23 protein-coding genes are annotated in these 26,054 nt (G+C 74.7%); 11 read left to right on the forward strand and 12 right to left on the reverse strand.

What is annotated here, in order from left to right:
• The first annotated feature begins 126 nt into the window (after positions 1-126).
• From HS045_RS03420 to HS045_RS03450, 7 genes are read left to right on the forward strand one after another with little or no spacing between them, the layout of a single operon-like run.
• On the forward strand, positions 127-1,329 hold the full coding sequence (locus tag HS045_RS03420) for a sugar transferase (protein ID WP_196449707.1): 1,203 nt from the start codon (positions 127-129) through the stop codon (positions 1,327-1,329).
• The gene (locus HS045_RS36020) at positions 1,319-2,875 is read left to right on the forward strand and encodes an O-antigen ligase family protein (RefSeq protein ID WP_307827365.1); all 1,557 of its coding nucleotides are present in this window, start codon (positions 1,319-1,321) and stop codon (positions 2,873-2,875) included. The genes HS045_RS03420 and HS045_RS36020 overlap by 11 nt, the downstream gene beginning before the upstream one ends.
• Positions 2,872-4,491, forward strand: coding sequence for a lipid II flippase MurJ (locus HS045_RS03430; protein WP_196449709.1), 1,620 nt, complete (start codon positions 2,872-2,874; stop codon positions 4,489-4,491). The genes HS045_RS36020 and HS045_RS03430 overlap by 4 nt, the downstream gene beginning before the upstream one ends.
• The gene (locus HS045_RS03435; protein WP_307827366.1) at positions 4,488-5,204 is read left to right on the forward strand and encodes a polysaccharide deacetylase family protein; all 717 of its coding nucleotides are present in this window, start codon (positions 4,488-4,490) and stop codon (positions 5,202-5,204) included. The genes HS045_RS03430 and HS045_RS03435 overlap by 4 nt, the downstream gene beginning before the upstream one ends.
• Positions 5,201-6,439, forward strand: coding sequence for a glycosyltransferase (locus tag HS045_RS03440; protein WP_196449710.1), 1,239 nt, complete (start codon positions 5,201-5,203; stop codon positions 6,437-6,439). The genes HS045_RS03435 and HS045_RS03440 overlap by 4 nt, the downstream gene beginning before the upstream one ends.
• Positions 6,436-7,236, forward strand: coding sequence for a hypothetical protein (locus tag HS045_RS03445; protein ID WP_196449711.1), 801 nt, complete (start codon positions 6,436-6,438; stop codon positions 7,234-7,236). Before HS045_RS03440 ends, HS045_RS03445 begins: the two co-directional genes overlap by 4 nt.
• Complete coding sequence (locus HS045_RS03450; RefSeq protein WP_196449712.1) at positions 7,233-8,612, forward strand: glycosyltransferase; 1,380 nt, start codon at positions 7,233-7,235, stop codon at positions 8,610-8,612. Before HS045_RS03445 ends, HS045_RS03450 begins: the two co-directional genes overlap by 4 nt.
• Here HS045_RS03450 and HS045_RS36025 read toward each other — a convergent pair.
• Positions 8,528-9,562 carry a glycoside hydrolase family 26 protein gene (locus HS045_RS36025; RefSeq protein WP_196449713.1) on the reverse strand — a complete coding sequence of 345 codons (1,035 nt, stop codon included), beginning with the start codon at positions 9,560-9,562 and terminating at the stop codon, positions 8,528-8,530. The two genes, HS045_RS03450 and HS045_RS36025, sit on opposite strands and share 85 nt — an antisense overlap.
• 240 nt (positions 9,563-9,802) lie before the next feature.
• On the opposite strand from HS045_RS36025, the gene HS045_RS03460 reads away from it, so the two are divergent.
• Both HS045_RS03460 and HS045_RS03465 read left to right on the forward strand, forming a co-directional pair.
• Entirely contained in the window at positions 9,803-11,095 is a 1,293-nt protein-coding gene (locus tag HS045_RS03460) for an ATP-grasp domain-containing protein (protein ID WP_196449714.1), read from the forward strand.
• 82 nt (positions 11,096-11,177) lie between these two features.
• On the forward strand, positions 11,178-12,434 hold the full coding sequence (locus HS045_RS03465; protein ID WP_196449715.1) for an NAD(P)-binding domain-containing protein: 1,257 nt from the start codon (positions 11,178-11,180) through the stop codon (positions 12,432-12,434).
• Between the two features lie 94 nt (positions 12,435-12,528).
• Here the strand turns inward: HS045_RS03465 and HS045_RS03470 are convergent, their stop codons facing one another.
• Positions 12,529-13,152, reverse strand: coding sequence for an NAD(P)-dependent oxidoreductase (locus HS045_RS03470; protein ID WP_196449716.1), 624 nt, complete (start codon positions 13,150-13,152; stop codon positions 12,529-12,531).
• A gap of 89 nt (positions 13,153-13,241) precedes the next feature.
• Here HS045_RS03470 and HS045_RS03475 point away from each other — a divergent pair, with 89 nt between their 5' ends.
• Positions 13,242-13,595: a helix-turn-helix domain-containing protein gene (locus tag HS045_RS03475; RefSeq protein ID WP_196449717.1), complete on the forward strand. Its 354-nt coding sequence runs from the start codon at positions 13,242-13,244 to the stop codon at positions 13,593-13,595.
• A gap of 30 nt (positions 13,596-13,625) precedes the next feature.
• On the opposite strand, the gene HS045_RS03480 is transcribed toward HS045_RS03475, so the two are convergent.
• The 9 genes from HS045_RS03480 to HS045_RS03520 all read right to left on the reverse strand — a co-directional run bounded on the left by HS045_RS03480 (position 13,626) and on the right by HS045_RS03520 (position 23,349).
• Entirely contained in the window at positions 13,626-14,486 is an 861-nt protein-coding gene (locus HS045_RS03480) for an endo alpha-1,4 polygalactosaminidase (RefSeq protein ID WP_307827367.1), read from the reverse strand.
• 284 nt (positions 14,487-14,770) lie between these two features.
• Positions 14,771-16,234 (reverse strand): ATP-binding protein, encoded by a 1,464-nt coding sequence (locus HS045_RS03485; RefSeq protein WP_196449718.1) that lies wholly within the window; start codon positions 16,232-16,234, stop codon positions 14,771-14,773.
• Between the two features lie 64 nt (positions 16,235-16,298).
• Positions 16,299-18,353, reverse strand: coding sequence for an acetoacetate--CoA ligase (locus tag HS045_RS03490; RefSeq protein ID WP_196449719.1), 2,055 nt, complete (start codon positions 18,351-18,353; stop codon positions 16,299-16,301).
• A 31-nt stretch (positions 18,354-18,384) separates the two neighbouring features.
• Positions 18,385-19,245 (reverse strand): serine hydrolase, encoded by an 861-nt coding sequence (locus HS045_RS03495; RefSeq protein WP_196449720.1) that lies wholly within the window; start codon positions 19,243-19,245, stop codon positions 18,385-18,387.
• 76 nt (positions 19,246-19,321) lie between these two features.
• Complete coding sequence (locus HS045_RS03500) at positions 19,322-20,242, reverse strand: LysR family transcriptional regulator (RefSeq protein ID WP_196449721.1); 921 nt, start codon at positions 20,240-20,242, stop codon at positions 19,322-19,324.
• A gap of 149 nt (positions 20,243-20,391) precedes the next feature.
• A complete protein-coding gene (locus HS045_RS03505; RefSeq protein WP_196451028.1) occupies positions 20,392-21,108 on the reverse strand; it encodes an HAD family hydrolase in 717 nt (238 codons plus the stop codon).
• Between the two features lie 161 nt (positions 21,109-21,269).
• A complete protein-coding gene (locus HS045_RS03510) occupies positions 21,270-21,905 on the reverse strand; it encodes an HAD family hydrolase (RefSeq protein ID WP_196449722.1) in 636 nt (211 codons plus the stop codon).
• Positions 21,906-21,967: 62 nt separating this feature from the next.
• Complete coding sequence (locus HS045_RS03515; protein WP_196449723.1) at positions 21,968-22,474, reverse strand: hypothetical protein; 507 nt, start codon at positions 22,472-22,474, stop codon at positions 21,968-21,970.
• A gap of 230 nt (positions 22,475-22,704) precedes the next feature.
• Complete coding sequence (locus HS045_RS03520) at positions 22,705-23,349, reverse strand: HAD family phosphatase (RefSeq protein WP_196449724.1); 645 nt, start codon at positions 23,347-23,349, stop codon at positions 22,705-22,707.
• 82 nt (positions 23,350-23,431) lie between these two features.
• Here HS045_RS03520 and HS045_RS03525 point away from each other — a divergent pair, with 82 nt between their 5' ends.
• A complete protein-coding gene (locus HS045_RS03525; RefSeq protein WP_196449725.1) occupies positions 23,432-24,634 on the forward strand; it encodes an acyl-CoA dehydrogenase family protein in 1,203 nt (400 codons plus the stop codon).
• Positions 24,635-24,678: 44 nt separating this feature from the next.
• Here HS045_RS03525 and HS045_RS03530 read toward each other — a convergent pair whose 3' ends face one another.
• Positions 24,679-26,028 carry a glycoside hydrolase family 3 protein gene (locus HS045_RS03530; RefSeq protein WP_230883412.1) on the reverse strand — a complete coding sequence of 450 codons (1,350 nt, stop codon included), beginning with the start codon at positions 26,026-26,028 and terminating at the stop codon, positions 24,679-24,681.
• Between the last annotated feature and the right edge of the window lie 26 nt (positions 26,029-26,054).

Raw genomic sequence — 26,054 nt, forward strand, 5'->3', positions numbered from 1 at the left:
AAACACCGGCCGGCCTTCCGCGCGATCGGCGCGATATTCACGGTGTCAAATGGAACCGCCGATTTGGGGGAAGCTTGACTGAATTCAGGTCGGTCGCGGAAAGAGAATCCGAATACGGAGGCGGCGATGTCCGCGACGACCAGGGATGAGCACCTGTCCGGCAACGCGACCGGGACCGGCGGGGGCGGGGTCGCCTTCCCGGCCGGACCGGCCGTACGGCCGCCCGCCGGCCCGGCGGGCGGGACCGGCGTCCCGGAGGGCGCGCGGTACCGGCTCCCCACCCGGCGGGGCCGGCGGTCGCGCCGCGGTGCGCGACCCACGATCATGCTCGGCACCGGGCGGCACGCCCGGCGGCTCGCGTCGGTCCTGCTCGACCACCCGGAGCACGGGCTGGCGCCCATCGGCTTCGTCGACGACGGGCCCCCGGCGGAGCACACGACGGGGCCCGCATCGGGACGGTCACCGGGACGGGCGCCGGGACGACCCGCCGGACGGGCGCCGGAGCGGATGTCCGACCGGCCGGAGCGGTTCGCCGCGGCCCTGCGGGAGCACCGCGTCCGCGCGGTGGTCGTCGCCTCGGCCCCCGTTCCCGGGACGGACGCCCCCGTCCTGGCCCGCATCGCCAGGGACCTCGGCTGCGAGGTCTTCCTCGCGCCCGAGCCGGGGGGCCTGCTCGCCGACTTCCTTCCCCCGCACGACCACGTCCGGGGCTTCCCGCTGCTGCGGATGCGTCCCGTCCCGCAGGCGCGGCCCTCCTGGCGGCTGAAGCGGCTCCTCGACATCGCCGTGGCCCTCATCGGCCTGCTGGTCACCGCCCCGCTGCTCGCCCTGTGCGCTCTGGCGGTGCGCTGCGAGGGCGGACCCGGCGTGCTGTTCCGGCAGAGCCGGGTGGGGCTCGGCGGCCGCCGCTTCCAGATGCTCAAGCTGCGCACGCTCCACCCCTCCGACCCCCGCGAGTCCGAGACGCGCTGGAGCATCGCCGGCGACGAGCGCGTCGGGCGGGTCGGCCGGCTGCTGCGCAGGACCTCGCTCGACGAGCTGCCCCAGCTCTGGAACGTGCTGCGGGGCGACATGAGCATCGTCGGCCCCCGCCCCGAGCGCCCCTTCTTCGTCGACCAGTTCTCCCGCTCCCTGCCGCACTACGCGAGCCGCCACCGCGTCCCCGCCGGGATCACCGGCTGGGCGCAGGTTCACGGCCTGCGGGGGGACACCTCCATCGAGGACCGTGCCCGCCTTGACAACCACTACATCGACGGCTGGACCCTCCGGTCCGACCTCAAGATCATCGCCCGCACCGTCGGATCCGTGCTCCGGCCCAGTGGAGGCTGAGGACGCGGGCCCGCACGGCGTCCCGGGCCCGGGCCCCACCGCAGGCCCGGTGGCGGACGGGGCCGCGGCGGGCGCGGTACGGCGTGCCGCCGGGATCGCGGCGCGGCGCGGGCCCGGCGTCCTCGCCGCGGCGGTGGTGCTCTGCGTCTGCGTGCCCGTCCGGCGCGACGACCCGGCCTCCGCCTTCCACGCGACGCCGGCCGACCTCGCGTCGGTCGCCCTGGTCGCGGCGGCCGCGGTGAGCCTCCTGGCCGGCGGACGGCGGCTGCCCGTGCGCGTCCTGGTGCTCGTCCCGCCGGTCGTCGCCGCCTGCGCGGCCACCATGGCCTCGCACGACGTCATGGCGAGCCTGCCGGGCCTGGTCCGGTACCTGCAGGTGTTCGTGCTGGTCCCGCTGGCCGTCGCCGTGGCCCTGCGGGACCGGGCGGCCCTCCGGCTGACCGGCGGGGCCGTCGTCGGCGCCGCCCTGCTCCAGGGAGCGGTCGGCTGCCTGCAGGCCCTCACCGGCACCGGCGCCTCGTACGCGGGCGAGAACGTCCGAGCGGTCGGCACCTTCGGCGCCCAGGACGTGATGGGCATGGCGACGGTCGTCAGCCACGGGCTGGTCGTCCTGCTCGGGCTCGGCCTGGCCCTGCGCGGGCGGGGCCGGGCGGCGGCCCTCCTGGGGGCCGCGCTGCTGCTGCCCCCGCTGGTCCTGTCGCTGAGCCGGGGCGCGTGGCTGGCGACCGCGTGCGCCGCGGCGGTCATGGCGGCGCTGTCCGGGCGCCGGACCGCGGCGGGCGCCGGCCTGCTCGCCGTGACCGCCGCCGCCCTCCTCGCCGCCGGATCGGCGGCGGGACCGGCGGGGCCGACGGGCGCGCAGACGGTCGGGCGGCGGCTGGCCTCGATCGGCGCATCGGTCACGGAGCCGGACCGGTCGGTGAGCGACCGCTACGACCTGTGGCGGACCGCGGCGGGGATCTGGCGCGACCATCCCCTCACGGGGACGGGGCCGCGGGGGTTCCCGGCCTTCCGCGACGCCCACGCGCCCCTCCGCCTGTCGTCGGGCAGCGACACCGCCGACCCGGTGAGCGGTTTCCGGCGGCAGCCGCTGCTGTCCCCGCACAACATGTACCTCCTGGTGCTGAGCGAGCAGGGACTGGCCGGGATCGCGGCCTTCTGCCTGCTGCCGGGGTCCCTGGCGCTCTGGTCGGTCCGGCGGCTGCGCCGGATCCCCCGGGCCCGTCCTGCCCGTCTTGCCCATCGGGCCCGTCCTGCCCGTCCTGCCCGTCTTGTCCATCGGATCCGCCCGGTCCGCCTCGGGGTCCGCCCGGTCCGCCTCGGGGTCCGCCCGCCGTACCCGCGCTCCGGGCCGTTCCCCCCGGACCGCGCCCTGGGGCTGGTCGCGACGGGCTTCCTGACCTGGCAGCTCGTCGACTTCGCCTACTCCGACATCGGCGGCGCGCCGACGCTGGTCATGTCGGTGATGCTGGGCGCCGCCCTGCGCTGGGCCTCGGCGGGCGCGCCCGCGGGCTCCCTCCCTGCGGCCCCCGGGCGGCGCCGATGATCCGGACCACGGCACCGGCGCCCCGGACCGCCCCGACCGCCCCGACCGCCCCGACCGCCCCGACCACTCCGACCACTCCGGCGCGTCGCGCGCCCGGCCGGAGGCCCGGCCGCTTCCCGCTCCTGCGCGCCGCCTCCGTCACGGCGGTGCTCGTCGTGCTCGGCTCCCTCCTCGGGTTCACCCGCGACCTCCTCCTCGCCCGGTTCTTCGGCGCCACGCACCGCACGGACGCCTTCCTGCTGGCGTGGACCGTGCCGGAGACGGCGGCGCCGCTGCTCATCGAGGGCGCGATGGCGTTCCTGCTGGTCCCGCTCTTCAGCCGGGCGGTGGAGCGGCGCGACGACATCCGGCGGGTGGTCTCCGCCACGCTGCCGCACGTCCTGGCCGCCCTCGTCCCGGTGACCGCGGCCGTCTTCCTCGGAGCGCCGCTGCTCGTCGCGGCGCTGGCCCCCGGTCTCACCGACCCGCACCTGGCCGTACGGTGCACGCGGATCACCTCGGTCACGGTGCTGCTGTTCGGGCTGGCGGGGTACCTGAGCGCGGCCCTGCGGGCGCACCAGGTCTTCGGCCCGCCGGCGGCGATCTACGTCGCCTACAACGTGGGCGTCATCGCCTGCGTCGCCGCCTTCCACGAGCGGCTGGGGGTGACCGGTGCGGCGCTCGGCGTGGCCTTCGGCGGCCTGCTCATGGTGGCCGTGCAGGCACCCGGCTTCCTGCGGCACATCGGGCCGCCCCGCGGGCCCTCGGCCGCGGCGCTGGTCTCGCTGGGGGCGTTCGCACCGATCGCCGCCTTCACCCTCCTGCGCCAGGGCCAGGTCTACGTGGAGCGGTTCCTCGCCTCCTCGCTGCCGCCCGGCTCCATCTCGCACCTGAACTACGCGCAGAAGATCGCCCAGGTGCCGATGGTGCTCTCGCTCGTCGTCGTCACGGTCTCGTTCCCCGCGCTGGTGCGCTCCATCACCGCCGGGGACCTGCCCGCGGCCCGCCGCCGGATCACCGGCGACCTCGGGACGTCCGGCACGATCGTGCTGGCCGCCTCCGCCGTCCTCGTCGCGTTCGCGCCGGAGATCGTCGCGCTGCTGCTGGAGCAGGGTGCGTTCACCGGCGCGGACACGGAGGCGACCGCGCAGATCATGCGCGTCTACGCGCTGGGGCTGCTCGGGCAGACGGTCGTCGGGGCCGCCTCCCGGGTGTTCTTCTGCTCCGGGCGACCGCCCTGGTATCCCGCGGCCGCCATGGCCGCGGGCCTGGCCGCCACGGCGGTCCTGGCCGCCCTCGCCGTCGCCGCCGCCCGGGGGACCGCGGGGATCGCCGCGGCCAACGCGGCGGGCATCACGCTCACCGCGGCGGCGCTCCTGTGGGGCCTGCGCGACTCGGAGCCGGCCCTGCCGGTGCGGGCCGTCGCGGCGGTCCTCGGCCGGCCCGTCCTCGCCGCCGCGGCGGCGGGCGCCGCCGGACTGCTCCTGCGCCCCCTCCTCGGCGGCCTGCCCGCCCCCGCCGCCCTGGCCCTCGGCACGGCCGCGGTGGCGGTCGTGTTCACCGTCGTAGCAGCACTCACCGGATCCAAGGAGATCACGCGAATGATCGGCTCCATGCCAGGAACGAGGCGGAAGTGACCGGCAGACCGGCCATGCCGTACATCCTGATGTACCACTCGGTGGACAGGCGCGACAGCGACCCGCTGCTCGTCACCGTCTCCCCGCGGCGGTTCGCCGGCCAGATGGACTGGCTCCGGCGGCGCGGCCTGCGCGGGGTCGCGGTGCGGGAGCTGCTGATCGCCGAGGCGTCCGGCCAGGCCGGCCGGATGGTCGGGCTCACCTTCGACGACGGGTACGCCGACTTCGCCGCCGAGGCGGTCCCCGTCCTGCTGCGGCACGGCTTCACCGCGACCGTGTTCGCGGTCGCCGGGCTGCTCGGCGGGCACAACGCGTGGGACCGGGAAGGTCCGCGCAAGGCGCTGATGACGGCGGCGGACCTGCGCCGGGTGGCCGGCGCGGGCATGGAGGTCGCCTCGCACTCCGTCCACCACGTGTCCCTGACCGACGCCTCCGACGCCGAACTGGAGATGGAGCTCAAGGAGAGCCGGGCGGTCCTGGAGGAGGTGCTCGACCGCGAGATCGCCGGGTTCGCCTACCCGTACGGCCACGCGGGCGTCCGGGAGGTGGACGCGGTCCGCTCGGCCGGCTACTCCTACGCCTGCGCCGTCCGGCCGTCCGAGTTCAGCGGGCGGCACGCGCTCGCGCGGACCTACGCCGGCGACCGCGACGGGCCGCTGCGGCTGCGCGCCAAGCGGCTCCGCCACGGCCTGCGCTGGGGGTGGAACCGATGAGCGGACGGCAGCGGACGAGGGTCCTGCACGTCATCACCGGCCTGGCCACCGGAGGAGCCGAGCAGCAGCTGCGGACCCTGCTGCCGCACCTGGACGCCGAGTGCGAGGTCGTCGCGCTGACCAACCCCGGGGCGGTCGCCGAGGCCATCGCCGCCACCGGCGTGCCCGTGCACTGCCTGGGCATGCGGGGCAACCGCGACCTGCGCGCCGTACGGCGGCTGGCCCGGCTGATGCGCGCCGGGCGCTACGACGTGGTGCACACCCACCTGTACCGGGCCTGCGTCTACGGGCGGCTGGCGGCGCGCCTGGCGGACGTGCCCGCGATCGTCTCGACCGAGCACTCCCTGGGAGAGGAGCGGGTCGAGGGGCGCCGCGCGACCCGGGGGGTCCGCGCGCTGTACCGGATCAGCGAGGCGCTGGGCGACGTGACCGTCGCCGTCTCCGAGACCGTCGCCGACCGGCTCGCCCGGTGGGGCGTGCCGCGCTCCCGGATCGAGGTGATCCCCAACGGGATCGACGGCCAGGCCTTCCACTACGACCCCTACCTCCGGCACGAGGCGCGGGCCCGCCTGGGCATCCCGCCGGACGCGCACGTCGTGGGCGGCGTGGGGCGGCTGGAACCCGGCAAGCGCTTCGACGTCCTGCTGGAGGCCGTGGCGGGCCTGGACGACGGCGTCCTGCTGCTGGTCGGCGAGGGGCCCGCCCGCGGCGCGCTCACCGAGCGCGCCCACGCGCTCGGGATCGGGGAGCGGGTGGTGTTCACCGGCGAGTCGACCGAGGTGCCCGCGCTGCTGTCGGCCATGGACGTGCTCGCCGCCCCGTCGGTGGAGGAGACGTTCGGGCTGGCCGCCGTCGAGGGCCTGGCGGCGGGGCTGCCCGTCCTCTACTCCGTCTGCCCCGCCCTGGAGGAGCTGCCGCCGGACGCCGCCCCCGGGGCGCGGCGCGTGCCCCCCGACCCCCGCCGCCTGCGCGCCAGGCTGCGCACGCTGGCCGCCGCCGGACCGGTACGGCTGCCGCCGCCGCGCGCCGTCTCCCACTACGACATCCGGCGGCACGCCGCCCGGACCGAGGCGCTGTACGAGCGCCTCCTCGAAGACGTCTCCCACTACGGCGCCCGGCGGCACGCCGCCCGGACCGAGGCGCTGTACGAGCGCCTCCTGGAGGACGTCCCCTCCGCCGTGCCGGTCGGAGCGCTTCCCGCCGCGCTGCACGACGCCCCGAAGGAGTACCGATGAGGGACCCGGCGCCGGCCCGGACCGGCCCGCTGCGACGCTGGTGGCCGCTGGGGGCGGCCGTGCTCGTGGGAACCGTGGCGGGCCTGGCCTTCTCCCTGGTCAGGGAGCCCGTCTACACCGCCGACGCGTACGTGGTCGCCGTCCCCGCCGACCGGAGCGACACCGCCCAGGCGGTGAACTTCGCACAGACCTACGCCCGCGTCGCCACCCAGCCGGAGATCCTCGCCCTCGCCCTGGACGGCGCCTCCCCGGAGGCCGCCGTCGCCGAGACCGGCCTCCTCCCGCGGGGGACCGCCCCGGGCACCGGCGTCCCGGTGGACTCCGGCGCCCTGGACGGCGCTCCGGGCGGCGCTCCGGGCGGCGCCGCGTTCCCGGAGTCCTCCGTGGAGCGGTTGCGGCGCGCGGTGCAGGCGTCGGCCTCGCCGGACGCCCCCCTGGTCGCGCTGAGCGCCTCCGCATCCGGTCCGCACCAGGCCGCGGACCGGGCCAACGCCGTGGCGACCGCCCTGATCTCCTACGCGAACTACCAGGCGGTCAACACCCGTGTCCGCCTGGTGCGCTTCACCAAGGCCCTTCCGCCCGCCTCGCCCGCCTCGCCGCCGCCCGCGGTCGGCGCCGCGCTCGGCGCGACCGGCGGTGTCCTGGTCGGCGCGCTCGTCTGCCTCACCCTCCCCGTCCGGCTCCCCGCCGCGTGCGACCGGCCCCGTACGGTCCCGGTCCGGCCCGTCACCCGGAAGGTGACCGTCCGGGTGCGGCCGGCCGAACGCGAGGCGGTCCCGGGGGAGGTCCGGGCATGACCGCCTCCCGACCGGGCCGGCCCGCGGCGCTGGCCCCCTCCGTGCTCCACGTCAGCCAGCCCGTGGACGGCGGCGTGGCGGGCTACGTCGCCGCCCTCGCCGCCGACCAGGCGCGGCGGGGCTGGAACGTGGCCGTCGCCTGCCCGGGTTCCGGCCGCCTGCCGGACGAGCTGGCCGCGCTCGGCGTGCAGTGGCTGCGCTGGGAGGCGTCCCGGGCGCCGGGGGCCGGTGTCCCCGGCGAGGCGCGGCGGCTCCGCCGGCTGATCGACGGGTTCGCCCCGTACGCCGTCCACCTGCACTCCGCCAAGGCCGGGCTGACCGGTCGCGCCGTGGTCCGCGGCCGGATCCCCACGCTGTTCCAGCCGCACGGCTGGTCGTGGCTGGCCGCCCGGGGCGCCGCGGCACGGGCGGCCCTGGCCTGGGAGCGGGCCGCCGCCCGCTGGGCGGGCCTGCTGGTGTGCGTGGGCGAGGGCGAGGCCGCGCTCGCCCGGGAGCGGGGCCTGCGGGGGAACTTCACCGTGGTCCGCAACGGGATCGACCTCGACCGCTTCCGTCCGGCCGGCCCCGGGGGCCGGACCGCGGCCCGGCGGCTGCTCGGCCTGCCCGAGCACGCGCCGCTGGCGGTCTGCGTCGGCCGGGTCACCCGCCAGAAGGGCCAGGACCTCCTGGTCGGCGCGTGGGAGCGGGTCACCCGGCTCTGCCCCGGCGCCCTCCTGGCGGTCGTCGGCGACGGCGACCTGCGGTCCGCGCTGCGGCCGGCGGCCGGGCCCGGCGTGCTGTTCCCCGGTGCCGTGGCCGACGTCCGCCCCTGGTACGCCGCGGCCGACGTGGTCGTCCTCCCCTCCCGCTGGGAGGGTCTGCCGCTGACCGCGCTGGAGGCGCTCGCCAGCGGCCGTCCGCTGGTCGCCGCCGGCGTCCCCGGCCTGTCCGAGGTGGTCACCCCCCGTGTCGGCGCCCTCGTCCCGCCCGGGGACGCCGGGGCCCTGGTCGAGGCGGTCGCCCTGCGGCTCCGCCACCCCGTGCTCGCCCACCAGGAGGGGGAGGCCGCCGTCTCCCGCGCCGCGGATTTCGGCGTCCGGCCCGTGCTGGACCGGTTGGCGGCGCTGACCTGGCGCGTCATCCGCGACGTCCGGGCGGATCCGGCCGGGAGCGCCGCCGGGGCTCCGGCGGGGGGCCTCCCGGCCTCCCGCTGGGACGAGGGCGCCGACGCCGACACCGACGGCGGAGGCGGGGACGGGGACGGAGGCGGGGACGGGGACAAGGGCGGAGACGACCGCGGAGACGGCGGGCGTCAGGGGGGTGCGGGAACCGCCGGGGCCGCGTTCCCCCCGTCCGGCCGGGGGCCGGTCGCGCCCATCGACGCGCGGAAGACCTGAGCCGAGCGGGGGTTGTCCCGGCACTGCCAGACCCCGTGCGGGCAGTAGTCGGAGATCGAGTGGTAGGCCACGTCGTGGGTGCGGATCCACTCCAGCATCCCCCGCACGTACGCGGGGCGGTCGCCCCGGCGGAACAGCCCCCACTCCGGGAACGAGATCGGCTTGCCGCGCGCCGCCGCGAACCGCGCGTGGTGGCGCATGCCGTACGGCTGGTCGAGGTAGTCGTCGAAGGTCCCGCCGGGGGGCTGGTCGTAGCTGTCCATGCCGATGACGTCGACCACGTCGTCACCGGGGTAGCACACCGTCCACGCGATGGCGTCCCGGCCCCGGCTGGGCGCGAAGTCGAACCGGAGGCCCTGGCCCGGCACCGCCCGCATCACCGTGACGATCCGCCGCCAGTAGGCCTTCCAGGCGGCGGGGTCGGGTGCGCAGCGGCTGGAGTAGGTCGTCCCGTTCATCTCCCAGCCCAGCACGACGATCGTGTCGGCCGCCCCCGCCGCGACCAGCCGGGTCGCCAGCCGCCGGAAGACGGGGTCGAAGGCCCCCTTCGCACCCGCCCGCAGGAGCCGGGCGACCTCGGCGTCGGGCAGCCGCCCCTCGTTGGGCGCGACCATGGGGACGTTGACCGCCAGCAGACGCCCCGGGGCGGCGGCGCGCCAGCGGGTCCAGGGGCCCAGGATGAAGTCCGGCCCCCGCAGGGCGGTCCAGTTCTCCCCCGGCAGGTACGTCCGGCCGACGGTCGCCCGCCGGCCGCCGAGCCAGGCCTCGAACCGCGGCAGCCGCTCGGTGCCGCGCGCGTCGGAGGCGAGGAACACCCCGAACGGGACCGCCGCCGCGGGCCGTACGGTCCATCCGCCGCCGACGCCGTCGGCGCTTCCGGCCGGGGGCCTCCCCTGCGGCGGTCCGGAGATCGCGAGCACGGTGAGCACCCCGCAGCCGAGCGCCTTCACCCGCCGGACGCTCCGCCGCCGGCCGGCGGGGACTCCGCACGGCCCCGCCGAGCGGATGCGCGCACCGTCCGGATTTTTCCGTGAAAGCCGCGCTCGAACCCGTTTTCCACAGGGATCGGATATTGGTCCCGCATAACGAGGAAACGCCCTCCGCGATTCACCGGTGTCCACGGGAAGCTTATATAGTGAGCGGCGGGCGTCGACGGCCCGAATTAATCAATTCTTATGGCGGGCGTATTCATGAGCGCGATCGAGCCGGTGGAGAGCGGCCTGCCGCGCGTCGACCGGCCGGACCACCCGATCCGGCTGGACCCGGCCGCCCCGGCCCTGGTGATCCGGCTGGACGACAACGTCCTGCACCACGGCACGCTGGCGGCCGTCCGCTCCCTGGGCCGCGCCGGGGTGGAGGTGCACGCGGTCCTCGAGGGACGGCACGCGCCGGCCTCCCGCTCGCGCCACCTGGCCCGGACGCACGTCTGGCCGGCCGGGCCGAGGACCCCGGAGGCGCTGACCCGCGCGCTGGAGGCGATCGCCGGGACCATCGGCCGCCGCGCGGTCCTCATCCCGATGGACGACGCGGGCGCCGTCTTCGCCGCCGAGCACGCCGCCGCCCTCGCCCCCTTCTTCCTGCTGCCCGGCCAGACCCCCGAACTGCCCCGGCGCCTGGCCGACAAGGCCGCCCTGGCCGCGCTCTGCGCGGGTCTGGGCGTCGCCCACCCGGAGACGCACGTGGTCGCGACCGCGGACGACGCGGCATCCGCCGTCCGCCGGCTGGGCCTGCCGCTGATGGCCAAGTGGGCCAGGCCCTGGCTGCTGCCCCCCGGTTCCGGGCTGCGCAGCACGACGCGCGTCCGCACCGCGCAGGAGGCCGCACGGCTGGCGGCGCGGACCGGCGGACCCGGCGGCGAGCTGCTCTTCCAGCGGTTCGTGCCCGGCACCGCGGGCTCCGACTGGTTCTTCCACGGCTACTTCGGCGCGGACTCCTCCTGCCTGTTCGGCGGCGCCGGCCGCAAGGAGCGGGCCTACCCGCCCCGCGCCGGCCTGACCACGCTCGGCCGGTGGCTGCCCAACCCCCGCGTCGAGACCGCGGCGCGCGCGCTCGCCTCCGGGCTGGGCTACCGGGGCGTCCTCGACCTCGACTTCCGCTACGACGCCGCCGCGGACGCCTACCACCTGCTGGACTTCAACCCCCGCCTGGGCGCGCAGTTCCGGCTGTTCACCGACGAGCGCGGCCTCGACCTCGTCCGCGTGCTCCACCTCGACCTCACCGGCACCCCCCCGCCCCCCGGCCGCCCCGCGCACGGCCGCACCTACCTGGTGGAGAACTACGACGCGGTCCCCGCCTTCCACGACCGGCGCGCACGAGAGCTGACCTGCGCCGCCTGGCTGCGGTCGCTGCGCGGGGCCGACGAGTTCGCCTGGTTCGCCGGCGACGACCCCTTTCCTTTCCTGACCATGGCGAGACAGACAATGAAACGAGGCTTTAAGCGCCTCGCCCGCCGCCGCCGGAGCCTTCCCGCGGCACCGCGTTAGAATTTTCGAAGCATTCGGATAACGAGGGGTCAACCGCGGGTCGATTCCTTTACGGGGGATTTCAAATGAGCAAGGAGAAAGCATGCGCACGCCGGTAATCGACGTCGCCGTCGTCGGTGCGGGTCCCTACGGGCTCTCCGTCGGCGCCCATGCCGTCGCGGCCGGGCTGGACGTGCGCGTCTACGGCCGCCCCATGGAGTCCTGGGAGCGGCACATGCCCCGGGGGATGCTGCTCAAGTCGGAGCCGGCCGCGTCGAACCTCGCCGATCCGCACCGGAGCTACGGCCTGGACGCCTACTGCCGCCCCCGGGGCCTGTCCTGCGCCTACGGCGAGCCCGTGCCGGTGGAGACGTTCGTCGACTACGGCAGGTGGTTCCGGGCCCGGACCGTCGGGGAGGCCCTCGACCCCTCCTCCGTGACCGAGATCCGCCCCCAGGGGAGGCTCTTCGCCGTCGAGCTGTCGACCGGGGAGACGGTCATGACGCGGACGGTGGTCCTGGCGCTGGGCTTCCTGCCCTTCGCCCACCGGCCCGCCGTGCTCTCCGGGCTGCCCGCCGAGGTCTGCACGCACAGCTCCGAGCACCACGACCTGTCGGTGTTCGCGGGCCGCGACGTCACGGTGGTCGGCGCCGGGCAGTCCGCTCTGGAGACCGCGACCCTGCTGCTGGAGGCCGGAGCCCGGCCCCGGGTGGTGGCCCGGGTGAACACCCTGCGCTGGAACAACGTGCCCGAGACCCGCGCCTCGACACCGCGGCGGCTGCTGTCCCCGGTCTCCGGCCTGGGCACCGGCTGGCGCTCGTGGATCTGGTCCGAACTGCCCGGCAGCGTGCGCCACCTCCCCGCCGCCACCCGCCACCGCATCGTCCGCACCACCCTGGGACCGGCCGGGGCGTGGTGGCTGCGCAAGCGGTTCGACGGGCACGTCCCGGTGGTGCTGGGGCAGACGCTCGCGGGCGCGGTCCACGGCGACGACGTGAGCCTGACGCTCCGCGACGAGAACGGGAGCGTCCGGACCGTCCGCACCGAGCACGTGATCGCCGCCACCGGCTACCTGGTGGACGTCGAGCGGATGGACGTCCTTGACGGCAACCTCCGCTACGCCATCCGGCGCACCGGGACCTCTCCCCTGCTGACGAAGGACTTCGAGACCTCGGTCAGCGGCCTGTTCGCCGTGGGGCTGGCCGCGGCCGGCACCTTCGGCCCGGTGATGAGGTTCGTGCACGGCACGCACTTCGCGGCCCGCCGGGTCACCCGCGGCCTGGTCGCCGCCGTGCGGGCGCGCTCGATGCTCTCCGGGCTCTCCGCCCAGCCGGTCCGGCCCCGCGAGTACATCGGCTGAGGCCCCGCGCCGGTCCCGTACGGGGCCGGCGCACCCGTACGGCCCCGCACGGGACCGCCGACCCCGTACGGCCCCGCGCACCCGCACCGGCCCGCTAGTAGGCGACGGTGACGCGGCGGCCGAGGGCCTGGGGGGTCTCCAGTTCGTCCACCAGGGCCACGGCGTAGTCCTCGGCGCTGATGAAGCTCCTGCCGTCGGCGTCGGCGAGCACCTGGTCGCCGCCCCGGCGGTAGGAGCCCGTGCGCTCGCCCGGCGTGATCTCGACCGCGGGCGAGACGTAAGTCCAGTCCAGGTCACCGGCCTGGGCGCGGACCAGCTCCAGCAGCTCGGCCTGGGCCAGCGCCTCGCCCTTGTAGAGGGCGGGGAACTCGGGGGTGTCGACGAGCCGGACGCCCGGAGCCGCCTCCAGGCTGCCCGCGCCCCCGACCACCACCAGACGGCGCACCCCGGCCGTGCGCAGCCCTTCCAGCACCGCGCGCCCGGCGGCGAGCAGCGGGGCCGACGGCTCCGAGCCGTCGCGCGGCGGGGCGATCGCCAGAACCACGGCGTCGTGGCCTGCGGCGAGTTCGGCGACGGCCGAGGGGTCGCCCGCGTCCGCGCTCCGGGTCCCCGCCGTGCCGCTCCGGGTCACCCCGGTGACCTCGTGCCCGCGGTCCCGGGCCTCGGCCGCGATCCGGCTCCCGACCATGCCGGTGGCGCCGATCAGCAGAATCCTCATGACACAACCTCCCGTGGAGTCATCGTGGAGTCGACGGTATCCATCGGATACTGGTTACTTCAACGTGCCCTTGGTACCCTCTGGAAACCATGATGAACGGCGACGCCTTCGACCCCGACTGCCCGACCCGCCTGATCCTCGACCGCATCGGCGACAAGTGGTCCGTGCTGGTCGTGCTGAGCCTGCGGAACGGCCCGCGGCGGTTCACCGAGCTGCGCGACGCGATCGGCGGCGTCACGCCCAAGGTGCTCACCCAGACCCTGCGCGCGATGGCCCGCGACGGCCTGCTGACCCGGCACGTCTTCGCCGAGGTCCCGCCGCGCGTGGAGTATGAGCTCACCCCGCTCGGACAGTCGCTGCACGCCCCCATCCAGGCCGTCGCCGACTGGGCCGAGCACCACGTGAACGAGGTCATGGCCGCCCGCGAGGCCGCCACCGGCTGACCCCGCCGCCGTCCACCGCCCCGCGCCGGATCAGCAGGCGTCGTAGACGTAGTTGCGCTGGCCGGCCTTGCGCAGCGGCACGTCGCGCAGCATCACCGACAGCCGTGAGCCGAACCGCTTGCAGGTCTTCGTGAAGTCCGCCCGCCGGTACTCGATGACGATCACGTTGGAGCCGTACGCGCCGACGTAGGTCCCGCACTCGTCGTAGCGGCCGCACTCCTCGGCCACCGCGAAGTCGAAGCCCGCCTTCCGGCCCGCCCCGGTGATCTCGGCCGAGTTCTTCTGCGCGATCGCCAGACCCTCGGCGTGAGCGGCCTCGATGAGCAGCCCGGCGAACGCCAGCGCGTGCTCCTGCTTCACCAGCCCGCCCGAGCGGGAGAAGGTGTCCAGGTTGTCGATCTCGACGGCGTCGTAGCCCTTGTCCGCGCAGCCGGCGATCCAGCCGCCGACGATCCCGGCGAGGGCGGCGCGCTTGGCCGGGGTCCGGACGTCGAGCAGCAGCTCGCCCCACTCCTCGTCCTCGACGTGGGCGCCGCCCGCGTCCTTGAGCAGGAGGTCGTCGTGGGTCCGCTTCCACCAGGCGGTCTCGTCCGGCTGGGTCTGGAAGCCGTTGACGTAGCAGATGTTGTAGAGACCGGCGGCCGGGGCCTCGGTCCGGTCGCGCGAGACGATCAGCGTCCCGGCGGGCGGGGTGTACCCGCCGCCGAGCTGGTAGTCGGCCTTGGCGTTCGCCGGCGGAAGGACGGGCGCGGGGGCCACAGCGAGGGTCACAGCGGCGCCCGCCGTACCGGTGGAGAGCGCGGCACCCAGGAGGGCTGCGGTCGCGGCCAGGAGCGCGGAGCTCCGGCGGAGGCGGTGCGTCGGACGCTTCGTCGCTCGGGGGAAGGGCACGAAGAGATTCTCCTGTACGGCTCGGCGCCCGCCCCGCGCCCCGCACGGCGGGCATGCCGGAGGGCCGGTGGCCGGACACGGACGGATCCACTCCGCTTCCGGCCGGGGACGCCGGCTGGAAGCGGCCATCAGGTGCGGCAGCACGCTAACAGACGGACGCCTTACCGGCCCGCCCGATTCACCACTTTTAAACGTCTCATAAGGATATACATATTGTAATTATCCGATAACATATCGCTGAATGTGCACATCCCGCCTTCTCGCAGCTGCCGCTCGGCTTGGCCTCAGCCGTACAGCACGGGCAGGTCCACGAGGAGCACGCGGTCGTCCCCTCGAGCGGCCGAAGTGAGGTCGGCGTCGAAGCCCGCACCGCTGTAGCAGGCCAGGACGGTGCGGGAGGTGTCGTAGCCCTTCGCGGCGAGCAGGTCCCGGACTCTCCGCAGGCGCTGCAGGTGCCTGACTCCCATGACCTTGTCCCACTTCGCCTCCCCCAGGGAACGCACCGCGCGGGCCTCGTTCGGGTAGGCGGGGCCGAGGACGGCGACGTCCACCTGGATCTGCTTCCTGGTGGCCGGGTCCACGACGGTGCCCGCCGCGACCTCGCCCACCCCGCCCTCGAAGACCTCGCGCGCGTGGCGGGTCGCGAACTCCCGGCAGAGGACCTCGAAGTGCGGCCCCATGACCTTGGAGAGGAAGCGCTGCCGGGACCGCTCCCACACCTCCTGTGCGTGGCCCAGCCCCAGGTCGGTCCATTCGGGGCGCATGACGGCCTGGTAGAAGGAGATCAGCGGTTCGGTGATCCTGTACTGCGAGGCGGACTTGAACGCGTCCTTCTCCTTCGCCAGGAGCCCGCAGTCCTCCAGCACGTTGATCGGGTGGGCGATGTCAGACGACTTGTAGCCGATGTGACCCGCGATCCCGCCCCACGTGCCGTTCCCCTCGGCGACCGCGGCCAGGACCGAGTGGTAGAGCGCCGGGTCCCGGATATCCGCCTCCTCGGCCAGCAGGTAGCGTCCCTCCCGGAAGAGGGAGGTGCGGCGGTTGAGGACCGTACGGACCACCCAGCCGTTGAAGTCCTCCAGCGAGGCGGGGAGGTCGCCGGCCGTGAACTCGTCTCGGTAAGCGGGGGTCCCGCCCACGATCGCGTGCACCAGCGCGGCCAGCCGGGGGTCGGAGATCCCCCAGAACTCCGCGGCCTCGCGGAAGCCCAGCGGCTGGACGAGCAGCTCCAGCCGGGCGCGTCCCCGCAGCGGAGCCTGACCTGACAGGATCCTCCCCATCACGGAGAGCGCGGAACCGCAGATCAGCACCCGGGCGAGGCTGCTCCCCCGGTGGGTCCGCCCGCGCAGGTCGATCTCCTGCTTGAGGATGGACGGCAGCGCGGGCTCGGCCTTCATCAGGTAGGGGAACTCGTCGATGATCAGCGGGAGCGGCCGGTCCTTCGGGAGCGAGAAGAAGAACGCCAGCGCGTCCCGCCAGTCCGCGAAGGGATAACCCACCGGCGATCCCGAGTATCCGGCCATGGCCATGCCGAAGAGCCTGAGCAGCTCGATGCTCGTCCCCTCGGTCGCCTCGAAGTAGAAGCCGCCCGTCTGCTCGGCGAGCGCCTTGAGCAGGAACGTCTTTCCCTGCCGACGCCGGCCGCTGACCACGCCGAACGCCACCTCGGCCTGCGTGCCCGCGGCGAAGGAGGCCAGGGACTCCCACTCCCACTCGCGACCGAAGACGTGGTCCGGCTTCTCGACCATGGATACCCCCGCACATCACTGAAGTACAGACCAGTGGACTGTACTTCAGTATTGTGCGGTCGTCTCAGGATTCGGGAGTGAAGGCGAAGAGCACCTCGGGATTGGCCACCGCGTCGAGGTTGGCGGCCTGCTCGGGCGGGACGCCGAGGAGGATCTTGCGGATCGGGACCTCCAGCTTCTTGCCGCTCAGCGTGCGCGGGATGCCGGGCACCTCGGTGATCTCGTCGGGGACGTGGCGCGGGGAGAGCTCGGTCCGCAGGGCCGTACGGAGGCGGGCCACCAGGTCACCGGTGAGCTGCGCACCCTCGGCCACGGTGACGTAGAGCAGCAGCCGCCCCTCCTGTCCGAGCCGGCCGGTGTCGATGACCAGGCTGTCGGCGATCTCCTCGAAGCGCTCCACCACCCGGTAGAACTCGCTGGTGCCCATCCGCACGCCGCCCCGGTTCAGGGTCGAGTCGGATCGGCCGTAGATGACGCAGCCGCCGTCAGGCAGGATCTTGATCCAGTCGCCGTGCCGCCAGACGTCGGGGTAGTCCTCGAAGTAGCTCTCCCGGTAGCGCGCGCCGTCGGGGTCGTTCCAGAACATGACCGGCATGGACGGCATCGGCGCGGTCAGCACCAGCTCGCCCACCTCGCCGACGACCGGCCGCCCCGACGGGTCGAACGACTCCACCTTCGCGCCCAGGCACCGGCACGGGATGACGCCCGCGCGGACTCCGAGCAGCGGGACCGCGCCGACGAAGCCGGTGCACACGTCGGTGCCGCCGGAGAACGAGCCGAGCTGGACCTCCGGGAGCGTCTCGTGCACCCAGGCGAAGCCCTCGGGCGGGAGCGGCGAGCCGGTCGAGCCCAGGCCGCGCAGCCGCTCCAGCCCGTCCGGCGCCAGCCCCGCCTTCATCGAGGCGACGATGTACGGCGCTCCGGTCCCGAAGTAGGTCACGCCCTCCTCGGCCGCCAGCCGCCACAGGGCGCCGGTCTCCGGGTGGGTCGCCGAGCCGTCGTAGAGCAGCACCGCCGAGCCGACCAGCAGGCCGCCGACGAGGTAGTTCCACATCATCCAGCCGGTCGTGGTGTACCAGAAGAAGACGTCGTCGGGGCCGAGGTCCTGGTGGAAGGAGAGCGCCTTGAGGTGCTCCAGGACCACGCCGCCGTGGCCGTGCACGATCGGTTTGGGCAGGCCGGTGGTGCCGGAGGAGTAGACGATCCAGAGCGGGTGGCCGAAGGGGACCCGCTCGAAGGCCAGGGGGCCGTCGGCCGACCGCAGCTCCTCCCAGGTCAGCACGGTCCCGGAACCGCCCCGGACGCCGTCCGCGCCGCCGTCCGTGTCCGCCGGGCCGCCCGAGGCCCGCCTGCCCGCGTCCGTGTCCGCCGGGCCGCCCGAGGTCCGCGTGCCCGCCGCATCCGAGCCCGTGCCCGTGCCCGCCGTACGGCCCGCGCCCGGCGCGGGCAGGCGGACCAGGGCGGCGAGCGTGGGGAGCCGCGCGGCGATGTCGCCGGCCACGCCGGACCGGTCGAAGTGCCTGCCGTTGTAGTCGTAGCCGTCCACCGCCAGGAGCACCTTGGGCTCGATCTGGGTGAAGCGGTCGATCACGCTGGACGCGCCGAAGTCCGGGGAGCAGGAGGACCAGATCGCCCCCAGCGAGGCGGTGGCGAGGAAGGCGACGAGCGTCTCGGGCGCGTTGGGGGCGTAGGCGGCGACCCGGTCGCCCCGGCCGACCCCCAGGGCCGCCAGCCCGGTGCGGACCCGGGCGACCTCGCCGGCCAGCTCGCCCAGCGTGAGCGTCCGCCGTCCGCCCGACTCGTCGCGGGAGACCACCGCGAGCCGGTCGGGCTCCGCCTCGGCGCGGCGCAGCGCGTTCTCCGCGTAGTTCAGCGCCGATCCGGTGAACCATTCGGCTTCGGGCATCGTCCCTGACAGGACGGGCCCGTCACCACGCTCCCCCACCACGCCGAAGTAGTCCCAGACCGACGTCCAGAACTCCTCCGGAGCCTCCACCGACCACTGCCAGAGCGCCTGGTAGTCGACCGGCCGGCCGAGCCACTCCATGTACGCGGTGACCTTGGCGTTCTTCGTGACGTCCGGGGTCGGTTCCCAGAGCAGCGTGCCTTCCTTGACCATGCTCCCATCCTTGCCGCACCCCGTCCGGATGTCATCCCCCGCTCCCGCGCAGCCGTTCCACCGCGATCCGGGCGGCGGTGCCGATCACCGCGTCGGCGCGCGGCTGGTTCTGCGCGGTGCCGTACGAGCGGGTGAAGACCGCCACCGCGTAGCGTCCGCCGTCGGGGTACTCCACCACCCCGGCCTCGTTGCGGAGCGTCGGCAGCGTACCGGTCTTCCCGCTGACGGCGACGTCGTCGTAGGGGAAGCCCGAGGCGAGCCGGTGCGGCCAGACCTGCAGGCCCAGCAGGCGGCGCATCCACGCGCAGGACTCCGGCGAGGCCGCCTCGTCCCGCCAGATCATGCCGAGCAGCCGGGTCGTCTCGCGCGGCGTGCCGCGGTTGGTGCGGGCCGGGTCGAGCACGCGGAGTCGGGCGACCACCGCCGGATCGGTCGGCATCTCCTCCTGCCCGGTGTCCTCCACGATGCTCGCGAGCAGTCCGGCGCAGTCGTGCTCCACCCGCGTCCGGGTCAGGCCGGAGGAGGCCAGCATGGTGTTGACCGCCGCCAGGCCGACCCTGCCGATCAGGGTGTCGGCGGCGGTGTTGTCGCTCACCGCGATCATCAGATAGGCCAGGTCGCGCAGGGAGAGCGTCACGTCGTCGGCCATCGCCGACACCCCGGTGGGCCCGGGGGTGCGGCGGTCCGCCATGACCGTGACCCGCTCGGCCGCGTCCAGCTCCCCCCGGTCCGCCTGCCGGAAGAACTCCACCAGTAGCGCCAGTTTGAACACCGACGCCAGGGCCACGGGCTCGTCCGCGCCGTGCCCGACCTCGGCCCCGGTGTCCAGGTCCACCGCGTGCAGGAACCCGGTGACGCCGGCCGCGCGGAACAGCCCGTCGAAGTCCGTCACGCCCGCACCCTCCGTGCCTGCGACCTCCCGCGCGTCCCGGGCGTCCTCCGCGCCCGGTCCGCCGGACGGACGCCCGTCATGCCAGGAACCCCGTGGCCGGGCGCGTCCGCACCCGCCGCACCGGCGCCGCGCCGTCGTCCGCCATCCCGGCATTCTCCTTCAGCACCCGTACGGCCACCGCGCCGAAGGCCTCGGCCGCCGGTCCCGGCTCCCCCCGCCAGGCGGTCGAGATCCGCCAGTTCAGGGGGTCGCCCAGGAGCGGGCGCCAGCGCAGGCCGGGCAGTTCCACGCGGGGTCCGAAGGCGATGGCCGTACCGGCCATCACCAGGCCGAGGGTCTGCGCCTCGTGCACCTCCTCCGGAACGAACCCGTGGCGGCGGCACTCGGTGAGCGTCTCCTCCCGCAGGCCCGGCTCCCCCGGGAAGAGCACGAGCCCGCGCCCGGCCAGGTCGGCCGGATGCACCGACGAGCCGGCCGCGAGCGGGTCCGACTCGGCCAGCACCACGCCCGGGCGCTGGACGAGCACCGGGCCGAAGCTGAGGCCCGGAACCGTGACCGGATGCCGGACCACCCCCACGTCGAGGGTGCCGGCGGCGAGCCCGGCCACCTGGTCGGTGCTCCACATCTCGGCGGGCGCGAGCCGTACCCCGCGGTCCGCCTCCCGGAAACCGTCGATCAGTGCGGCGATCACCGCCGAGCCGAGGTCGGGGGGGACCCCGACCCGCAGGACCTCGTCCGTTCCCCGCTCCGCGAGGGCGCGCAACCGCTCGACCCGCGCGACGATCTCCCGGGCCTCGGGCAGGAGCGCCTGCCCGGCCGCGGTCAGCCGCACCTGGCGGCGGGACCTGTCGAACAGCCGCACGTCCAGTTCCTCCTCCAACCGGCGGATGCGCTGGCTGAGCGGCGGCTGCGCCATGCCGAGGCGGACGGCGGCGTTGCCGAAGTGCAGTTCCTCGGCGACGACGGTGAAGTAGTACAGGTGCTTCACCAGGTCCATGACCAGCGATGATATCGCTTCCCGTATCGGCCGCCGACCCATATCGCGACCGCCCGCCGACCGCCGACCGCCGACCGCCGACCCGGCGGGCGGCGGGCGGCGGTTCCGGGGCGGCGGTTCCGGGGCGGCGGTTCCGGGGCGGCGGACCGTCAGCCGGCGCGGTGGGCGGAGGCGGTGAGCCGGGTCACGGCGGCGACGAGCGGCGCCGGATCCGACAGGTCGGGCAGGACCACGTCCGCGCCCGCCTCGTGCAGCTCGGCCGGGAGGGAGCGCCCGGTGGCGACCGCGATCATCGAGGCCCCGGCGATCCGGGCGGCCTGCACGTCCCGGACCGAGTCGCCGATCAGCACGGTGTTGCCCCCGTCGAAGACGGCGCCGTGCCTGCGTCCCGCGCGGCCCTGCGCCACCTGCAGCAGGCTGGCCTTGGGGTAGACCTCCTCGCCGTAGCCGCCGGCCTCGAAGTCGACGTAGCGGTCCAGGCCGAACGCGGTCAGCTTGTGCACGGCGTTGCTCCTGATCGTGCCGGTGAGCACCGACTGCACCGTGCCGTCGAGCCGGGCCAGGGCCTTCAGCGCCTCCTTGGCCCCGGGCATCGCCCTGCCCTCCTTGGCCAGCCGCCGGCGCCGGGCGCCGAAGGCGTCGGCCAGCGCGTCCAGGAACGTCGGGAGGTGCTCGTCGGAGGCGACGATCCCGTTGATGGCCAGGGTCTCGAAGACGATCTCGGAGTCCGGGCGGCCGTTGTGCTGGGTCAGCTTCACCAGCGGCCTCCCGGTGACCTGCCGGAAGGCGTCGGCGTAGGCGTCACGCGTGACGATGGACACGTCGACGAGGGTCAGATCGACGTTCCAGAGAACGAGGCGGTTGATCGTGGCCTCCGGAACCGGGGAACGGATGGGATGCCAGAGTACGGCCGCCGCCGTACTCCGGCCGCCCCGATGCCGAAACCATCCCGGTCCGGACGGACCAGGAGCAACCCGGCCCGGCCCCGCCCCCTCCGGGAATCCGGCTTTCGGGGACGGGACTCCGCTCAGGCGTGGTCGAGGGCATCGGCGAGGGTGTCCACCACCGGGACGCCCAGCGCCTGCAGGTCCCGGCGGCCGGTCATGCCGCCGGTGTAGAGCACCGCGCGGGCTCCGGCGTGCTGCGCGGCGTGGGCGTCGTCCACGCTGTCGCCGATCACCAGCACGTCGGCCGGGTCGACCCCCAGGGCCGCGAGGTGGGCCGCCATGGACTCGGCCTTGTGCCCGCCGGGCACGCTGTGCAGCAGCCCGTCGACGCGGGTGAAGTGCCGGTCGATGCCGTACTCGGCGACCTTGGCGACCAGGCGCTCGTGCCACCACATGGACAGCAGCGACTGGCTGCCGCCCGCCCGCTCCCACTCCTGCAGGGTGGAGAGCGCGTCGGCCGCCAGACCGCACTCCGGCATCAGCCGGTGGTAGTGGTCGTGGAAGCCCTGGTCCATCCGCTCCCACTCGCCGTCGGCCAGCGGGCGCCCGAGCATGCGCTCGTAGGCCGTCCAGATGGGGCGGGTGTAGACCGCGCGGAACCCCTCGGCGTCGTAGGCGCCCACGCCGTACGGCTCGAAGACCGCGTTGGTCGCACCGACCACGGCCTCGATGTCGTCGAAGAGGGTGCCGTTCCAGTCCCAAACGATGTGTCTCATAGCGCCGCCAAGCCTAGCCAGCGTCCCGTGTGCCCCGCACCGGAATAAAACCGGACGAGACCTCAGCCGACCAGGTCGGAGATCTCCTGGGTGGCGTACCACAGGAGCTCGTGGGCCTCGGCGCCGTCCACGGTGAAGCGCGCGTCGTCGTCGCCGGCGTCGGCCGCGGGCAGCGCGGCGGCGGCGGCCTCGACGTCGGCGGCGGCCGACTGCTCGTCCACGTGGACGGCGGCGATCTCCTCCAGCGCGACCGCCCGCGCGAGCCGGACCCGCGACCGCTCGGCGAGGTCGGCGCCCACGGTCACGGCCTCGTCCGGCACCTCGGCCGCGATCACCACCCGGCGCGCGGCGACCTGCACCCCGTCGGCGCGGTCGGCGGCCAGCATCCGCAGGGACGACCTGGCCGCGTCTGTCAGGGCGACGTACTCCAGCTCCTCGGTGTCGCCCGAGGCGTACCACTCGATCAGCGCGGGGGTCACCGCGTACCCGGTCAGCGGGGCCGGGCCGAACTCCTTCGCGGTGGCCACGCGGGCCAGAGCCGGGAGCGTGGCCGGCAGGTAGACGCGCATCCGTTCCTCGATCTGCTCATACGATCTCTGCTGCGGCGCGGCGGCGAGGGCCGGCGCCGGATGACACCCGAGTCTGCCAGCCCCCTCGGCCCGGCCGCGAGATCCGGCCCACGGCGGCGAGCCGGACTCCGGGCGGACGCCCGCGGGGTACGGCCCACGGAGTACGGCCCGCACGGTCCCGGCCCGCGGAGTACGGCCCGCACGGTCACGGCCCGCCGACGCGTCCGCCGTCAGCGCAGGGCGACGCCGAGGAGTCCCTCCAGCTCGGCGATGGTCGTCTCCGCGTCCCGGTGGTGCACTCCGGCGATCCCCAGGGCGCGGGCGGCCGCGATGTTGGCCTCGATGTCGTCGACGAACACGCACTCCGGACCGGACAGGCCCACCAGGTCCAGGGCGTGCCGGAAGATCCTCTCCTCCGGCTTGCGCATGCCGATCTCACCGGAGATGACGACGTGGTCGAAGAGGCCCTCCCACGCGTCGCGGGGATAGTCGTTGGCCCAGGAGTTGGAGAGCAGGCAGGTCCTCAGTCCGGCGGCGCGGGCGGCGGCCAGCATGTCGTACATCGGCTGGACCGGCTGGAAACCGGCGAACATCCGGGTCAGCAGCCCCTCCGCGACCGGCGGCACGCCGTCCAGGGTGAGCAGCCTCCTGGCGAGGTCCCGCTCGAAGTCCGATGCGGAGATCTCGCCGCGCTCCAGCGCGTGGATCGCGTTCTCGCCGTCCGCGGCGCCCTCGTAGGCGTGCATGATCAGCTCGCGCATCACGTCGCGGTAGCGGTCCGGGTCGATCCGCTCGGCGGCGATCCACCCGTCGATCGCCTCACGCAGCCCGGTGGTGAGGACGCCGCCCCAGTCGATCAGCACGCCTTTGAACATCCCGCCTCCTCATCTGGAACCGGTTACAGGTTAGGTGCAGCCGGTGGGGAGGCGGAACCGGGCGGGTGTCAGACTGGCGGGCATGGACTTCGCGCTCAGCCCGAAGGCGGAGAAGTATCTCGCCGATCTGACCGATTTCATGGTGTCTCACGTCTACCCGGCGGAGCCGGTCTACCACGCGTGGCGGCTCGCCCGGGGACACGACGACCACACCCTGCCCCCGGTGGTGGAGGAGCTCAAGGCCGAGGCCCGCTCCCGCGGTCTATGGAACCTGTTCCTGCCCGCCGAGTCCGGGATGTCCGTCCTCGACTACGCCACCCTGGCCGAGGTCACCGGCCGCTCCGTCGACCTGGCCCCCGAGGCGCTGAACTGCGCCGCCCCGGACACCGGGAACATGGAGGTCCTGCACATGTTCGGCTCGCCCGAGCAGCGGGCGCGCTGGCTCCGGCCGCTGCTCGACGGCGAGATCCGTTCGGCGTTCGCGATGACCGAGCCGGCGGTGGCCTCCAGCGACGCGACCAACATCGCCACCTCGATCACCCGGGACGGCGCCGAGTACGTGGTCAACGGCCGCAAGTGGTTCATCACCGGCGCGGCCGACCCCCGCTGCGAGATCATGATCGTGATGGGCAAGACCGACCCGGCCGCTCCCGCCTACCGCCAGCAGTCGATGGTCCTGGTCCCCATGGACGCCCCCGGGGTCGAGGTCGTCCGGCACCTGCCGCTCTTCGGCTACCAGGAGCAGCATGGCCACTCCGAGATCGTCCTCACCGACGTCCGGGTGCCCACGGAGAACCTGATCGGCGAGGAGGGCGACGGCTTCCGCATCGCCCAGGCCCGCCTCGGCCCCGGCCGCATCCACCACTGCATGCGCGCCATCGGCATGGCCGAGCGCGCGCTGGAGCTGATGTGCGCCCGCGCCGCGAGCCGGGTGGCCTTCGGCCGGACCCTCGCCCAGCAGGGCGTCGTCCAGCAGCAGATCGCCGAGTCCCGGCTGGCGATCGAGCAGGCCCGGCTGCTCACCCTGAAGGCCGCCTGGCTGATCGACACCGTGGGTGCGAAGGCCGCCGCCTCCGAGGTCTCCGCGATCAAGGTGGTCGCCCCCCGCATGGCCTGCGAGGTCATCGACCGCGCGATCCAGGTCCACGGCGGCATGGGCGTCAGCGACGACGTCCCGCTGGCGATGATGTACGCCCAGGCCAGGGCGATGCGCATCTTCGACGGCCCCGACGAGGTCCACCTGCGGACCGTCGCCCGCCGCGAGCTGAAGCCGTACCTGACCTAGGGCCGCCGGAGTCCTCGGTCGGACCGAGGACTCCGGCACAGGACCTAGCGGGCCCTGGAGGTGATCAGCGAGGCGATCTTGCGGTGCGCGGCCGAGCGCAGCACCCGCTCCGCCTCGGCCGCGTCGGCCGCCGGGGCCTTCGTCAGAAAACCCCGGGCGGCCTTCAGCTTCAGCAGCCGCCGCACGGACTCGTCGAGCCGCTCGCCGGAGATCCGGCCGGACCGCACCGCGGCCAGCACCGCGTCGTGCGCCTTCGGGTAGTCCGGCGGCATCAGCAGCAGGTCCGCCCCGGCCAGGACCGCCCGCACGGCCACCTCCCCGTCGCCGTACTTCTCGCGCACGCCCGCCATGTTCAGCGCGTCGGTGGAGACGACCCCGTCGAAGCCGAGCTTCTCGCGGAGCAGCCCGGTCAGGATCGGCTTGGAGAGCGTGGCCGGATCGCCCGACGGGTCGAGCTTCGGCATGACCACGTGGGCGCTCATGACCGCGTCGACGCCCGCCCCGATCGCGGCGGCGAACGGCGGCGCGTCCAGTTTCGACCACTGGGAGCGGGAATGCTTGATCACCGGGAGGCCGGTGTGGCTGTCGACGCTCGTGTCGCCGTGGCCGGGGAAGTGCTTGGCCGTGGCGGCCACCCCGGCGTCGTGGAAGCCCTTGACCGCGGCGGCGACCATCGGCGCGACCTTCTCGGGGTCCGAGCCGTAGGCGCGCGGGCCGATCACCGGGTTGCGGGGGTTGACGTTCACGTCGGCGACCGGGGCGAAGTCGAGGTTGACGCCCAGCGCCCGCAGCTCGGTCCCGGTCACCTCGGCGGCCCTGCGCGCCAGCGCGGGATCACCGGTGGAGCCGATCACCTTCGCCGCGGGCAACCCGGTGACCAGCGGCGCGAGCCGGGAGATCGGCCCGTTCTCCTGGTCGGCGCCGATGAGCAGCGGGACGCCGGGCGAGGCCTTCTGCATGCCGTTGGTCAGGGCGACGAGCTGCCGGACGTTCTTGACGTTGTCCGCCCAGGGGAACAGGATCACCCCGCCCGGCCGGTATTTGGCGATCACCTTGGCCGGCGTGGCCGCGCCGAAGCGGGCCTGGTTCTCCGAGGAGGAGGTGGTGGCCGCCGAGCCGTACAGGACGGGCATGAAGAGCTGGCCGACCTTCTCCTCGACGCTCATCCCGGCGAGCACGTCCTCGACCGAGGAGGACCGCGCCGTGCTCCGGGGGGTCGCCTCCGGCCGGGCGGCGGCCGTCTCCCGCGCCGCCGGGGCGGCCTCGTTCACCCTGCCCGCCGAAGGGCCGCCCGGGGAACCCCCGGAGGACGGCGAGGCCGCCCCCGAACCGGCGCACCCGGCCACCATCGTCACGATCACTGCCAGACCCGTCGTACGAATGCACCGAACCATGGCGACCACGCTATCCGCGCGGGCGA

It is taken from the genome of Planomonospora sp. ID82291 (genome assembly GCF_015711645.1).
In the GTDB taxonomy this organism is placed as follows: Bacteria; Actinomycetota; Actinomycetes; order Streptosporangiales; family Streptosporangiaceae; genus Planomonospora.

Coding starts and splice junctions, on each gene's coding strand:
- HS045_RS03515 (WP_196449723.1), bottom strand. CDS start 22,474: ATGCGCGTCTACCTGCCGGCCACGCTCCCGGCTCTGGCCCGCGTGGCC.
- HS045_RS03430 (WP_196449709.1), top strand. CDS start 2,872: ATGATCCGGACCACGGCACCGGCGCCCCGGACCGCCCCGACCGCCCCG.
- HS045_RS03500 (WP_196449721.1), bottom strand. CDS start 20,242: ATGGACCTGGTGAAGCACCTGTACTACTTCACCGTCGTCGCCGAGGAA.
- HS045_RS03530 (WP_230883412.1), bottom strand. CDS start 26,028: ATGGTTCGGTGCATTCGTACGACGGGTCTGGCAGTGATCGTGACGATG.
- HS045_RS03450 (WP_196449712.1), top strand. CDS start 7,233: ATGACCGCCTCCCGACCGGGCCGGCCCGCGGCGCTGGCCCCCTCCGTG.
- HS045_RS03460 (WP_196449714.1), top strand. CDS start 9,803: ATGAGCGCGATCGAGCCGGTGGAGAGCGGCCTGCCGCGCGTCGACCGG.
- HS045_RS03465 (WP_196449715.1), top strand. CDS start 11,178: ATGCGCACGCCGGTAATCGACGTCGCCGTCGTCGGTGCGGGTCCCTAC.
- HS045_RS03445 (WP_196449711.1), top strand. CDS start 6,436: ATGAGGGACCCGGCGCCGGCCCGGACCGGCCCGCTGCGACGCTGGTGG.
- HS045_RS03510 (WP_196449722.1), bottom strand. CDS start 21,905: ATGAGACACATCGTTTGGGACTGGAACGGCACCCTCTTCGACGACATC.
- HS045_RS03475 (WP_196449717.1), top strand. CDS start 13,242: ATGATGAACGGCGACGCCTTCGACCCCGACTGCCCGACCCGCCTGATC.
- HS045_RS03470 (WP_196449716.1), bottom strand. CDS start 13,152: ATGAGGATTCTGCTGATCGGCGCCACCGGCATGGTCGGGAGCCGGATC.
- HS045_RS03440 (WP_196449710.1), top strand. CDS start 5,201: ATGAGCGGACGGCAGCGGACGAGGGTCCTGCACGTCATCACCGGCCTG.
- HS045_RS03525 (WP_196449725.1), top strand. CDS start 23,432: ATGGACTTCGCGCTCAGCCCGAAGGCGGAGAAGTATCTCGCCGATCTG.
- HS045_RS03490 (WP_196449719.1), bottom strand. CDS start 18,353: ATGGTCAAGGAAGGCACGCTGCTCTGGGAACCGACCCCGGACGTCACG.
- HS045_RS03520 (WP_196449724.1), bottom strand. CDS start 23,349: ATGTTCAAAGGCGTGCTGATCGACTGGGGCGGCGTCCTCACCACCGGG.
- HS045_RS03485 (WP_196449718.1), bottom strand. CDS start 16,234: ATGGTCGAGAAGCCGGACCACGTCTTCGGTCGCGAGTGGGAGTGGGAG.
- HS045_RS03420 (WP_196449707.1), top strand. CDS start 127: ATGTCCGCGACGACCAGGGATGAGCACCTGTCCGGCAACGCGACCGGG.